Origin of the sequence: Pseudanabaena sp. 'Roaring Creek', from assembly GCF_001402795.1 — a bacterium.
GTDB lineage: Bacteria > Cyanobacteriota > Cyanobacteriia > Pseudanabaenales > Pseudanabaenaceae > Pseudanabaena.
The window spans coordinates 1-13,201 of record NZ_LIRE01000003.1 but is presented as its reverse complement, the minus strand read 5'-3'; the positions used below and the strand labels follow the sequence as shown (position 1 = coordinate 13,201).

Sequence of the window (13,201 nt, the reverse complement as noted above, 5' to 3'; positions counted from 1 at the left end):
GCAACGCTTTCAAAAATTTCCTTGTGGTTCGTTTGATCGATAATTGCTGTAAGCTGTTTTTTATTAGAATATTCACTCGGAATATTCACTTGATTGTTGGATGAGTTTTGCTACTAGACCAGTCCATCCAGTCTGATGGCTGGCTCCAATCCCCGAACCATTATCGCCGTGAAAATATTCATAGAACAGAACTAAATTTTTCCAGCTCTCGTCAGTATCGAATTTTGTTTTTTTGCCATTTTGCTTGTCGTTGACGGGGCGATCGCCATTATGGTCTTGAATAAAAATATCGATCAAACGTTTCGATAACGCAGCGGCAACATCACTCAAAGTCAGCAAATTCCCAGAACCAGTAGGATACTCAATTTTAAGACTATCGCCGTAGAAATGGTGGAATTTCTGTAAGGACTCGATAATCAAGAAATTTACAGGCATCCAGACGGGACCTCGCCAGTTAGAATTACCGCCAAATAAACTGCTTGAGGATTCTGCTGGCTCGTAATCAACCCTATATTCACTACCATTAGTTTTCCAAATATAGGGACGATCCTTATGGAATTTAGAGAGGGCGCGAATGCCATAGTCGCCTAAGAATTCACTCTCATCTAACATTTTGGTAAGAATGCGTTGGAGTTTATCGCGATAACAGATAGCCAGTAATCGTCTAGCCCCGAGCCCGCAGCTTTCCATGCAAGAAACATTTTGAGTTAATTCGGGATGATGATCGATAAACCATTGCATTCTATTTTTAAATTCAGGCAACCGATCTAGCAAATCTGGATCTAGGGTTTGGACGGCAAAAAGAGGAATTAATCCGACCATTGATCGCACTTTTAATTTCAATTGCTTGCCATCGGGGAGATGCAGTACGTCGTAATAAAAGCCATCCGCGTCATCCCAAAGCTCGGTGTTATTATCTCCGACTTTATTCATCGCATCGGCAATGTAAAGAAAATGCTCGAAGAATTTGGTAGCAATATCTTCGTAAACGTTGTTCTCTTGTGCTAGTTCTAGGGCAATTGTTAACAGATTCAAGCAATACATGCCCATCCAACTCGTGCCATCGGCTTGTTCGATATAACCGCCTGTGGGCAATTCAGCACTGCGATCGAAGACTCCAATATTGTCCAATCCTAAGAAACCACCTTCAAAGATGTTTTTCCCATCGCGATCCTTCCGATTTACCCACCAAGTGAAATTCAGCAAAAGTTTTTGGAATACCCGTTCTAAAAACTTGCGATCGCCTTTTCCATACATCTTCTGCTCGATCTTATAGACGCGATAGGTCGCCCATGCGTGAACGGGAGGATTGACATCCCCAAAATTCCATTCATAGGCGGGAATTTGTCCGTTAGGATGCATGAACCATTCGCGGGTAATTACATCGAGCTGCCGCTTTGCAAAATCAGGATCGATCATTGCGATGGGAATCGCGTGGAAAGCTAAATCCCAAGCGGCAAACCAAGGGTATTCCCATTTGTCAGGCATAGACAGAATTTCTTCGGATTCCAAATGAAACCATTGGGCATTCCGCCCCTTGAGCCGATCTCTCGGTGGTTTAGGCGCAGATGAATCGCCTTCTAGCCAAGGCTTTACGGAATAGTTGTAGTATTGTTTACTCCATAACATTCCCGCAAAGGCTTGCCTCTGGACGTTGCGCATATCATCGGTCATCGCAAATGGCGCAATCTGTCCATAGAATTCATTGGCTTCGCTCAGGCGCGTTGCTACGATTTCTGCTTCCGAGCCTAAATTAATAGCATTAGGGGCGATATCGCTCAGGCGCAATTTTACAATTTTAGTTTCACCTGAAGCGATCGCTAATTCGTAATGAGCCGTTGCCTTTGTGCCCTGTTGCTCTGGATTTACTGATGCCGCGCCATTGACAATATAGTCATTGATGCCATCCTTTAAGTATTTGGAGCTATTAGCAGTTCCAAATAGTCGCTGAAAATTGGTTTCATTTTCGGTAAAAAGTAACTCTTTACTGTCGGGACAATAGAGCCACATTTGACCGAGCTGCTCGTGACCTGCCGCGATCGCATCCGATGAATGGGCTTGCAGTAAGGGTTTTTTGCTATTGTCCCAAGCCCATGTATTGCGAAACCAAAGTGTAGGCAGAAGATGGATGGTTTGCGATTCGGGGGCGTGATTGGTGACGCTAATTTGGATCGTTATATCCTGCGGTGAAGATTTTGCATATTCAACGACCACATCAAAGTAGCGATTATTATCAAATACTCCAGTATCCAATAGTTCAAACTCTCGCTCTCTCCGACCGCGATGCTTATTTACATCTACGAGTTGTCCGTAGGGAAATGCTGCTTGCGGATATTTGTAGAGATACTTCATGTAGGAATGGGTAGGAGTGTTATCCAGATAAAAGTAATACTCCTTAACGTCCTCTCCGTGATTGCCCTCGCTGCCTGTTAATCCGAATAGTCTTTCTTTAATAATTGGATCGGCTCCATTCCAGAGAGCGATCGCAAAGCACAGGAACTGGCGATCGTCAGAAATACCCGCGATACCATCTTCGCCCCATCGATAGGCACGCGATCGCGATTGATCGTGCGAGAAATAATCCCATGCATCTCCCGTGGGACTGTAATCTTCACGCACTGTTCCCCATTGGCGATCGCTGAGATAACAGCCCCATTTTCTCCAATGAATGCCATTTCGGGAATCTATCAATCTTATTTGCTCTGGGTTTGTCATATTTCTCTACAACAAGACGTTATGAAAGTATTTTGAATGAGTTAAAGTTTGGGAATAGAAATATCTAAACTCTTCTATAAAAGAGAGCTTAGAGTTATTGCAGTTTTCATTTTGCCTACGGCAAAATGAAAACTCAAAACCCTTGCTAGGATTGTTTTTTGTTTTCAAATGAGTACGCACTCATTTGAAAACCGCAATAAGAGAAATTTATAAGTCTCTCTTAACTCTTTCCGAACGGGAGCTTGAGGCTTTGTCACTACCGAGGAGATAGTGTAAGGGAATAGAGTTGAACTTTAACTGCGGAAATATAGGATTCATTTTGAAGAAATGCCGCTGGAAGTCTATTGCTATCTACCGCAGCTTTCACAATTTGTTTGGCAGTAATCGAACCGTCAATGAATCCTCTCATGAGTTCGCCAGAATCGGGAATTCCTTGATCCTTAAAATAACCTTGATGTGCCAAATACGCAAGATTGAAGGGAGTCAAAGTTATCTTCATTGTTACTTCAACTGAGGGCATCGGCATTGCATCGTCGGCTGCCTTAACTGAAGGAGCAATAGCTGTCGAAATTAGTAATGCTGGCAAGAGGGTGAGAAGTAATCTTTTCATGATTTTACCAAGTATAGAATTATTCTGTCGGTACAATGATTCTGTGCATTGCAGTATTTTTAAAGTATGAATCATTAAACTGAAGCTTGACCCATACAAAAATAAGAAACTGATTAATTCTTCCTGAGATATTAGTCTCTATCCTAAGGATGGGCGGTGCGAAGCGCCGCCCATCTTACTTATTTAGCCGATGCGTTCTAATAGGCGATCGCCTACCCGCAAAGCATTGGCAATAATGGTCAATGTAGGGTTGACAGCCGCACTGGAAGGGAAAAAGGAACCATCGACGACATAGAGATTATCTATATCATGAGTTCGACAGTTAACATCTAAAACCGAATCCTTAGGATCTTCGCCAAATCGGCAGGTTCCATTTTGATGCGCCACTGCTGCAATATCCAACTTCTTGCGAAAGTATAGAGATACGGGAATAATCCGATCGCCACAGTCGATCGATTTTAATACTTTACTCCACCGATCCATCAAGCGATCGAAGGCTTCCGTATTGTTCTCGGTATAGCGGAGATGCACGTTTCCATTTTTGTAAGTGACGCGATTGTTGGGATCGGGTAAATCTTCTGCGGTGACAAACCAATCAACCGAATGTTGGGCGATTTGGTCTAAAGCCATTCCTGGCGCGAATACAGGTGCATCGAGGGCGATCATATCTTTGTTTACCTTGCCTAAAAGTTGGATCAACCCCATTGGATAATTAAAATCCTTTTCACCCCAGTAGTAATCCAGAACGGCAAGGGTTTTCTGGAACTCGCTGGGATTTGGTTTCGGAGTGATACCGACGATCGCGCCATGCTGGTGTTTCATGAAGTTCCTGCCCACTTGGTCGGAGCTATTAGCCAATCCGTTTGGATGCAAATCATTAGCCGATCGCAATAACAGAGCCGCCGAATTGATCGCGCCGCAGGAAACCACAACTATATCGCTGGAGAAACTGACAATTTGGTCGTCTAATTTCACTTCAACGCTGGTGACTGCCTTTCCCGATGGACTGGTATGCAGGCGTAGCACCTCCGCTTCAGTTAGTAAGGTAACGTTATTCATGGCGATCGCGGGACGAACGCAATTTATATCCGAGTCACCTTTGCCATTCACCAAACAGGGAAATCCATCACAGGTGTTACAACGAATGCACGCGCCCAAACGACGATTTACTTCATTCAGTTTGATCGCCAAAGGAAGGTTGATCGGGTTTAAACCCAACTTTTTGAGATCGTCGTGAATCTCCTGAATTCTCGGCTCGTGGGAAACTGGAGGGTAGGGATAGGGAGATGCAGTTGGAGGCTCGGTGGGATCTTGACCCCGCTCTCCATGCACGTCATAGAGTTTTTCCGCTTCGGTGTAATAGGGTTCAAAGTCTTGGTATTTTAATATCCATGCGGGTGAAATTCCTCCTTTGTGTTCGACGCGATCGAAATCCCGCTCCCGCAAACGCAGCAGCGCACCACCATAAACCTTAGTATTGCCGCCAACCCAATAGCCCGTTCCAGGATGAATTTGACTGCCATTGCGATCGTCGACCCAAGTTTCAGAAGTATGGTAGCGATCTTTTTTATAGACTTCGATCGTGTCCCAATTCTGTTTCTCTTGAGGCAAAAACGCGCCTCTTTCTAAGATCAAAATTTTCTTGCCGCTCGGAGCTAAGCGATAGGCAAGGGTTCCTCCGCCTGCACCCGTACCAATGATAATGACATCGTAATGTTCTGTAGACATGGAATTTTACCTTGTTATTCGCTAATTTTTTGACAAGAATCTTTGAAAAAAAGACATTATCCTTGTAGGCGCAGGAATGCTTTCTTTTGCGATAGAAACTTTAGGGCGATCGCCTTGCATGGCAGCGACTTCATAGACCTTAAATTCATCGTTCCCGATGCGAACCGTATTGAATCGATTGATATTTGCTGAAGTTTTGACTAGGTGGTATATGGATTCCGAAACCAACAAATCGCTACCTAATTCTTTATTGGCTAATTCAATCCGACTGACAGTATTTGCCACATTTCCCAGTGGCGTGACAATATCAGGTTTTTCGGGATCGATCGCTACTAAAATTGCCTTTCCGTAATTAATGCCAATACTAAGATGAAGCGGATCGTAGGATAATTGCTTCAGAAAAGTATTCAATTCCTTAACCGCTTCTAGCATATCCAATCCAGCCCATACGGCTCTCTCGGCAGCCAAAGTGCCATTTTTTTCTGCACCAAATACAGCCATTATCTTTAATCCCATCACGTTGGGAATAAAGCCACCATACTGCTTTACAACCCTTTGAATGCGATGGTAATAGCGGTTCATGATGTAGACGATGTCGTAGTGAAAGTTTACTTCATCAAAATTTGACGAGCCTCGAATTGTCGCAAAAACTAAAGCCACATGGCGATCGCTGTTTGCCGTTCCACTTGCTAACTGACCTTCGAGGATATCAATATCTTCATCATCGATAACCATCCGACGAATCGAAACATTACCTGTAACTTTAGTCTGGCAAGCAAGACGAATGTGAAATGGAAAATCCAACTTTTTGGCTAAGGCTCTCTCAGCAGCAGACGGAGCGCTACAATTTTGTTCTCCATCTAAAATCATGATTCTGCAAGTGGAACAATAAGCATTTCCCCCACAAACATGAGTATGCTCGATCCCATTGGCTAGCAAATTCGCCAAAATCGTCTCAGATGGTTCGATATCAAAAGAACGCTTGTCTGGAAAGCAGCTAATTTTTGCCATAATCATTAGTTATCCTAGTAACTTTTTACAAGCTTCGATCGCAGAAATTAAAAAAGTTTTAACTCGTTCTTCACTTTTGATCGGATCGCCAAATTGCGAAGCCTTGAGAACGGCTCCAACCCAATATTCTTTATGCCAAATCCCATCGCCATCTAAAATTGGTAAATCGTCGGTATTTTCTGGGTAGGGATAGGGTGTCACATACCAGTAAGGCTCGGCATAGCTTCCATCCCCTGGGGACAATCCTACACCTACGGTTTTTTCTTCCCCATCGATCGCGGCGGGAATAGAAATTAAAGTAGCAATATCAAAATGGTGCGGCCAGAGGCGAACGGATGATGCCAGCGATTCAGATTCAACAATACATTGAAGAATACGATTGGCTGCCGCATAATATTCGGCAAAAAGCGACGATATATTTTCGAGGTTGAATGTCGCGCCGCGAGCGAGATCGCTATCGGGGAAGTCATCGGGCGGATAAGTAATTGGGACGACTAAATCTCCCAAACCTCCTAATTCACTGACAATCGCTTTGATCCATGCAAAAGCTTCGGATAAGGCGCGATCGGACAAGGAAAAGGATGAAATAATTGTATCTGGGTCGGTAACAAATTCTAAGGTTAAGGAGATCGGGTCGAGAGCAACTGTATAGGACTTTTCCATAATAACGATATGGGTGATAAATCCCAGTTGCTCGTCCCAGCCTAAACCTCTATGGTTTGGATCGGGATAAACGTTAGCGATCGCCGCTAGTGGTTGAATTGCATAATGGAGTTGAAGTCTCGCCGATGCAAGTTGTTGGAGATCGAATTTGAATGAGGATTCTTCGTCGGTATTCATAATGTTTCAGCTATATTTAAATTAAATTTTTTGGAACTGATGTTTGAGACTGATGTTTGAAACTTATTTGAACTTATTTTTCGACAATTCTTAGGGCGTGACCGTCAGGATCTCTTACTAAAAATCCTCGCCTAAACCCCAAAGAGCGCGTAGGCATCTCGATCGCCTCGGGAGAGATAAAGACCGTCCGATTAGTTCTCATTTTCTTTGCGATCGCGTCAATGTCGGTTACGACTAGCGTTGTCTGCCAATGCCATAGATCGTTAGGTCGGGCATCCGCAGGATAGGGCTTACCATCGCTTGGGGATAAATAATCGAGGAACTCGATACCCAAACCCGATGGCGCTCTCAAACCGCTGATTTTTAACTTAGCTCCAAAAACGTTGTTGAGATGCTCTTGCTCGGTGCCAAAATTTTCACTTTCTCCCGCCAGCCGCAGTCCTAGAAGATCGCGATAGAATTTCAGACTAACATCGGTATTGCTCACGACGATAGCGGTATGGTCGATGCCGAGAAAGACTTGACTGCTCCCTTTTTGCCATTTGGGATCGCCTTTCCCCGCAGGGAAATAGATGATTTCTAAGTTATGCCCGTCAGGATCTTTGAAGTAAAAAGCTCTAATACCTGCGGCGGCTTTATTAGAATCGGGAATTTTCTGGGGCGCGGTAGAAGAGTATTGAACTTTATACTTGCGAAGGATTTCGTAGGCTTTGTCCATGTCGGTCACGGCGATCGCTATATGTTGAAACCAGCGATCGTTACTCCTCGATTCAACGGGAATTTGCCTTCCCTTGGGCGTAAGATATTCCGTTAATTCTAGGACTTCTTCTCCCAAGCGCAATTTTACTACTCTCAGGCGCACTCCAAATATTCCTTGGATGCGTTCGTACTCGCTTCCCAAAACTTCCACATCGGATATCTTTTGAAATGATAAAACCTCAGTATAAAACTGAATCGATTTATCCATATCCGCAACGGTAATTCCTACAGAATCAACAGCGGTTACACCGATAGAGTTATTGGTTTGGGCGATCGCCGATGGAGCTTCCATCGATAGAGATACTGTGGTAAAAGCTCCCTGAATCGTAACCCCAAGAAGCATGACAACGGCAATCGGCAAGAATTTTTTGGTGAATTTAATTGCCATGCTATTCTCCCAGCCTCTCAGTTAGATGCTCGGCAACTCTGATCGCATTGGCAATGATTGTCAAAGTCGGATTGACAGCACCGCTAGAACAGAAAAAGCTACCATCGACAACGTAGAGATTATCAATATCGTGGGTTTGACAATTCAAGTTCAACACGGAAGTTAGCGGATCTTCACCAAAGCGACAAGTCCCGACCTGATGCCCGACACCCTGTAAGCCGAGCTTGCCAGTGAAATAGTTGGACGAACCTTTCACGAAATAATTAGAATGCGGGATAACTTTCTCACCGCAGTCAATGGATTTGAGAATTTTAATCCACTTGCTTTCCAATCGGCTATAGGGTTCTGAATTGTTTTCGGTATAGTCGAGAACGATGCGATCGCCATCCACAAGAACCCGATTTTTGGGGTCTGGCAAATCCTCTACGGTCAACCACCAATCTACCGAGTGAGATGCTACTTCTTCAGGAGTCATTGGGGCGTAGGCCGCAGCATTACCCTCGATCATCTCCTGATTGACCTTACCGAGTGTTTGAATTTGTCCCAAGGGATATTCGTAGCCATCTTCGCCCCAATAGAAGTCGTTAATCGATAGGGTCTTTTGAAATTTGGTAGGATTCGGCTTCTTCGTTACGCCAATAATCGAACCGAGTACGTGCTTCATAAAGTTTCGTCCCACCAAGTCGGAACTATTGGCTAAACCGTTGGGATGAAGCTCGTTGCGCGATCGCAATAGGATTGCCGATGAATTGACCGCTCCACAGGAAAGGACGACGATACCGCCCGAAAACCGCACGATCTCATTATTAACGCTCACTTCAACCGAGGCAATCTCTTTTCCCAACTCGCTGGTATGTAACTTTAATACCTTTGCTTCCGTTAATAAAGTTACATTCGGATGCTGAATTGCAGGTAAAATCCCATTCACTTCGGCATCGGATTTTGCCCTTACCAAACAAGGAAAGCCATCGCAAGTGCTGCAACGAATGCATTCACTCAGATGCTTTTGAACCTCATTCAATTTGATACCTAGGGGGGTATGGTAAGGATGCAATCCCTTTTGCTGGAGAGATTCGCTCACTTCCTGCATTCTCGGCTCGTGACTCACCGCAGGATAAAAATAATCTCGACTGCGAGGCGGTTCCGTCGGATCGATGCCGCGATCGCCATGCACTTGAAATAGTTCTTCCGCCTGAGTGTAGTAAGGTTCAAAATCGCGATATTTTAGCGGCCAAGCTGGAGAAACCCCGTCCTTGTGCTGGTATTCTTCAAAATCTCGTTCGCGCAATCTAAATAACGCCGCTCCGTAGATCTTGGTATTCCCGCCAACAAAGTAGCTCATCCCTGGATGCAATTCTTTGCCATCGCGATCGTACCAAACCTCGTCGTTGTGATAGCGATTGCTTTTGAAAGCAACTTTTGTGTCCCAATTTTCTTTTTCCCTTGGCAAAAAAGAACCTCGCTCTAATACGAGGATCTTTTTGCCCGTGGGAGCTAACTTATAAGCTAAAGTTCCTCCCGCAGCACCAGTACCGATGATGATAATGTCGAAATGTTCCATAGAAGTAGATGCGGCTGACATAGGTTTCTCTTACTGTTCTTGGTAATTCCAAAGCAAACCACCATCTACGACAATAGTAGAGCCAGTGATGTAGCGAGCTTCATCGGATGCCAAAAATGCAACGACAGCAGCAACATCTTCGGGCTGTCCCAATCTGCCGAGGGGAATATTCTTCAGCAATGGTTGTAATTTAGAAGGATCGTTGAGAAGTGCCTTATTAATTGGAGTTTCGATCGCCCCTGGCGCCACATTATTGATCGTGAGACCCAATGCTCCTAGCTCGACCGCAAGATTGCGGGTCATCATTTTTAAAGCACCTTTACTAGCGCAGTAAGCGGTAAAATGAGGGAATGGCAACTCTTCGTGAACGGAACTGATGTTAATGATGCGACCGTCGCGCTTTCCTCTCTCGATCTGATGTTTGACAAAGGATTGCGTGGCAAAGAATACCCCTTTAAAGTTAATATTCATCACCGCTTCAAAATCCTTTTCAGTGACATCCCAGAAGTCGGCGTGCTTTTCAATGCCTGCATTGTTGACCAAAATATCGAGAGTGCCATAATGGGCGATGCTCTCATCGATCAAGCGCTTTACGTCTTCGACCATGCCCAAATCCGCGCCAATACTGTAACCGCGATCGTGATCGCAGAATCCATCTGCCATCATGCATTCACCGCCGACCGCTTTAATAGCGCTCAAAGTCTCTTCCGCACCTTGAGGATTGGAGCGATAGTTAACGACAACCTTAGCGCCCTCTTTTGCCAAACGAATCGCAATCCCTTGTCCGATTCCACCACTGCTACCAGTAACTAGGGCAACTTTTCCTTCAAGACTCATATATTTTCACCGCAGTAAGATTTGCAATTATTGGGAAAGATTCTCGAAGAGCTAAAATATCCTATGAGGCTTAAGGTTTTAGCTAAACGTTTAATCTATTGTGTTTGAGAAGAAACTTGAGAAGGTTAGAAAGCTATAAAAACTTGATTGAAATCAGATGATGCTTTTGGAATAATCTTTAATCATTTCCTCAGCGAATCATCATCTTTATTTGCATGGGTGATGAAAAATTCTATTTTCATTCTTCATGAAATTTAAATATATGATACCCCCAAGGAGGGAGATCTAAATAAAGTCCCCTATTAGCGAGCTCTTCACCATTACGAATATAACTTTCAGAACCGACCAAATCTTTAAATACATACTTCAGTTTGCTCGTTACATCCCAAGGCATGTGAACAAAACATTGGCTTTGATTGCCAGCATAGTTAACAACTACGATCGCCTTTTGCCCTTCTCGATTTTGCCAAGCAAAACCCACGAAGCAATCCCAAGTCCAATTATCCGACCATGCGGGTTTACAGTTCAGTAGATGCCATTCGCCATTACGAAATAGGTCTTGATGCAAAACCTCAAGGATTTGTCCGTAAAATTCTTGTAAATTGGGATTCGTCGGTTGCTCTGGAAATCGACATAAATGGACGGAAATTTTCTTTGTCCAGCCCTGCAACTGCCCTTGATGAAAAAAGCGCATTCCCGAACAGAAGAAGCTTATTAAAGCTGCGGCTCTATGGATGCGTTCGGGAAAAATGCTGGCGGCACGGGGTTCGTCGTGGTTTTCCAAGAAGCGAGTTGATTTTTTCTGATAATTTAAATCCGCCCAGAAATGTTCTTTCACCGACCGGGCGTGGCGATCGCGAAGGCGATCATATAAGCGTTTATCGTAGGTGTAATCAAATCCTTGTTGTTGAAGTTTCCATTCCAAATCCCAGTAAACTTCACCCATAAATGTAAAATCTGGAGATCCTTCCTTAACCCGATCGATCGCCTTTTTCCAAAAGGGTTCGATCGCGACTCCCCATGTCTGTTTGAAAATTTCTGGTAAGACCAGCATTGCCATATCGCAACGCAATCCATCGCACCATTGAGAAATCTTTAATAATTCGTCGATTAAGGCTGATTGCAAAGCAGGATTGCCATAATTGAGTTGGAGCGTATCGACCCAACCGCTGAAATAGGGATCGCGTCCATAGGCAAGGATCGTCTCGCCGCGAGGCAAACTTAGTTTTATGTAGTTTTGCGGCTGTTCGCGAAGATCGTTTTCAGAACCGCCAACATAATATTCTGGATGTTCGCCGACCCAAGCAGAGTCGATCGCCGTATGGTTAGGAACAAAATCCAGCATCAATTTTAGCCCGCGTTGGTGCAAGCGATCGCGAAGACGAAGTAAGGAATCAAGTGCACCCAAATTGCTATTGAGGGTATAGCTTGTAATGGCAAATCCAGAGCCGCAAATATCTTCGTTTTGAAATTCTGGAAAAGTTTCTCTATATTCCTCTAACCATTGAGGATTGGAACGAGATATGTTACGACCAACTTCTCCGATCTGCCAGATACTGAGGAAGTATACCCAGTCAAAGCCTAGATCGGCTAATTCATCCAATTCACGATCGGGAATGTCATCGAGAGATGCTTTATTTCCTGTCTTTTGGGATATTTGATTCAGCCATACACGGGTATTTATTTGATACAGCGAAGGAAAAGCAATATCATTCATAGTTTTTGACAATTTTTATAAGGCGATCGCGAGTCCGCGCCGCGCTCGAAGCACAGCACTGGTTTTCCTATAGTTTGCACATCTGACAACATACGGGACTGATGCATGGGGTAGTACTGTTCGGGCAGAGCTTACAACACAGTTCCGCGCGACTCTTTCTCTTATTAAGTCTCAGATAAAGTTCTGAAGCCAAGAGCATTCCTAGAGGCGGAGCGATACAGTAAACCCAAAAGCCATGCCATGCCTGAGATGGTATCGCCGAACCTAGAGAACGGGCGGGATTCATGCTCATTCCTGAAATGGGAGCCTCAAAGGTAATATAAACTATTACTAATAATCCGCAAAATAATCCCGTAAGTTGAGATATCTTTGGGTTGTTAGATACCTGTAATATCAGGGTCATCATTCCCAAGGAAATACCAAACTCCGCTAAAAAAGCTCCCATTTCTCCCGCAAAGCTGGGGACTGTCGCAATATAGTTTACCGAGGGATTGGCGATCGCCGTACCGAGCAAAACTCCAGCCAGCCAGATCCCTGATATCGCACCAAAAGCCTGAGCCAAGATATAAAAACAGGCATCGAGGGCGCGAATTTTTTTAAGCCGCCAGAAAGTCAAAGTTACCGATGGATTTAGATGCGCTCCCGATCTCATTCCTAAGGGAGAATAGACAATGGCAATCAAGGTTAATGCCATCGCGATCCCGATCGCCAAGCGTCGCAATAGAGGCTCGGCGATCGCCTGATGAATGGGCGATAAAGGAAGCTCAAATAATGCAGTTACTAGGGTAGCGCTGACCATGAATGCGCCCAAGCATAATGCCTCGATTGCGTATTCTACTAGATTCATGATTATGTGCTAAGAAGGTGGTTTTCAAAGGAATAAAGATTAAATCCGAGTTAAACCCAATCGCATCTATATAGCAGTCCTAAATCATTTGTAGATTTTTGGGTTTGTGGAAGCGCTCGCTTTTTGGGGGCACTTCCACAAACCATTTATCCCAATTTCCAAAAGTGTAGCCACACTTTTGGAAATTG

General features: G+C 44.3%; 10 protein-coding genes. All 10 read right to left on the bottom strand.

The features are described from left to right. Positions 1 to 72: 72 nt before the first annotated feature. The 10 genes from AC805_RS00110 to AC805_RS00065 all read right to left on the bottom strand — a co-directional run bounded on the left by AC805_RS00110 (position 73) and on the right by AC805_RS00065 (position 13,013). Positions 73 to 2,715, bottom strand: a complete 2,643-nt coding sequence (locus tag AC805_RS00110; protein WP_055073525.1) for an MGH1-like glycoside hydrolase domain-containing protein — start codon at positions 2,713 to 2,715, stop codon at positions 73 to 75. Between the two features lie 256 nt (positions 2,716 to 2,971). Beyond that, positions 2,972 to 3,325, bottom strand: coding sequence for a hypothetical protein (locus tag AC805_RS00105; protein ID WP_055073524.1), 354 nt, complete (start codon positions 3,323 to 3,325; stop codon positions 2,972 to 2,974). A 183-nt stretch (positions 3,326 to 3,508) separates the two neighbouring features. Further along, positions 3,509 to 5,053: a GMC oxidoreductase gene (locus AC805_RS00100; protein ID WP_055073523.1), complete on the bottom strand. Its 1,545-nt coding sequence runs from the start codon at positions 5,051 to 5,053 to the stop codon at positions 3,509 to 3,511. A 21-nt stretch (positions 5,054 to 5,074) separates the two neighbouring features. Continuing rightward, positions 5,075 to 6,064 (bottom strand): adenylate/guanylate cyclase domain-containing protein, encoded by a 990-nt coding sequence (locus tag AC805_RS00095; RefSeq protein WP_055073527.1) that lies wholly within the window; start codon positions 6,062 to 6,064, stop codon positions 5,075 to 5,077. A gap of 9 nt (positions 6,065 to 6,073) precedes the next feature. Beyond that, positions 6,074 to 6,904, bottom strand: a complete 831-nt coding sequence (locus AC805_RS00090; protein ID WP_055073522.1) for a hypothetical protein — start codon at positions 6,902 to 6,904, stop codon at positions 6,074 to 6,076. 73 nt (positions 6,905 to 6,977) lie between these two features. Beyond that, on the bottom strand, positions 6,978 to 8,051 hold the full coding sequence (locus tag AC805_RS00085) for a VOC family protein (RefSeq protein WP_072143474.1): 1,074 nt from the start codon (positions 8,049 to 8,051) through the stop codon (positions 6,978 to 6,980). A 1-nt stretch (position 8,052) separates the two neighbouring features. Continuing rightward, positions 8,053 to 9,633, bottom strand: coding sequence for a GMC family oxidoreductase (locus AC805_RS00080; RefSeq protein ID WP_231662370.1), 1,581 nt, complete (start codon positions 9,631 to 9,633; stop codon positions 8,053 to 8,055). Between the two features lie 9 nt (positions 9,634 to 9,642). Then, positions 9,643 to 10,449, bottom strand: coding sequence for a glucose 1-dehydrogenase (locus AC805_RS00075; RefSeq protein ID WP_055073520.1), 807 nt, complete (start codon positions 10,447 to 10,449; stop codon positions 9,643 to 9,645). Positions 10,450 to 10,687: 238 nt separating this feature from the next. Then, positions 10,688 to 12,166 (bottom strand): alpha-amylase family glycosyl hydrolase, encoded by a 1,479-nt coding sequence (locus AC805_RS00070; protein WP_055073519.1) that lies wholly within the window; start codon positions 12,164 to 12,166, stop codon positions 10,688 to 10,690. 67 nt (positions 12,167 to 12,233) lie between these two features. Further along, entirely contained in the window at positions 12,234 to 13,013 is a 780-nt protein-coding gene (locus AC805_RS00065) for an MIP/aquaporin family protein (protein ID WP_055073518.1), read from the bottom strand. Between the last annotated feature and the right edge of the window lie 188 nt (positions 13,014 to 13,201).

What these genes read in the sequence shown, in the direction of transcription:
- AC805_RS00095 (WP_055073527.1), bottom strand. Translation starts at nt 6,064, where the DNA reads ATGGCAAAAATTAGCTGCTTTCCAGACAAGCGTTCTTTTGATATCGAA.
- AC805_RS00085 (WP_072143474.1), bottom strand. Translation starts at nt 8,051, where the DNA reads ATGGCAATTAAATTCACCAAAAAATTCTTGCCGATTGCCGTTGTCATG.
- AC805_RS00070 (WP_055073519.1), bottom strand. Translation starts at nt 12,166, where the DNA reads ATGAATGATATTGCTTTTCCTTCGCTGTATCAAATAAATACCCGTGTA.
- AC805_RS00075 (WP_055073520.1), bottom strand. Translation starts at nt 10,449, where the DNA reads ATGAGTCTTGAAGGAAAAGTTGCCCTAGTTACTGGTAGCAGTGGTGGA.
- AC805_RS00100 (WP_055073523.1), bottom strand. Translation starts at nt 5,053, where the DNA reads ATGTCTACAGAACATTACGATGTCATTATCATTGGTACGGGTGCAGGC.
- AC805_RS00105 (WP_055073524.1), bottom strand. Translation starts at nt 3,325, where the DNA reads ATGAAAAGATTACTTCTCACCCTCTTGCCAGCATTACTAATTTCGACA.
- AC805_RS00065 (WP_055073518.1), bottom strand. Translation starts at nt 13,013, where the DNA reads ATGAATCTAGTAGAATACGCAATCGAGGCATTATGCTTGGGCGCATTC.
- AC805_RS00090 (WP_055073522.1), bottom strand. Translation starts at nt 6,904, where the DNA reads ATGAATACCGACGAAGAATCCTCATTCAAATTCGATCTCCAACAACTT.
- AC805_RS00110 (WP_055073525.1), bottom strand. Translation starts at nt 2,715, where the DNA reads ATGACAAACCCAGAGCAAATAAGATTGATAGATTCCCGAAATGGCATT.
- AC805_RS00080 (WP_231662370.1), bottom strand. Translation starts at nt 9,633, where the DNA reads ATGTCAGCCGCATCTACTTCTATGGAACATTTCGACATTATCATCATC.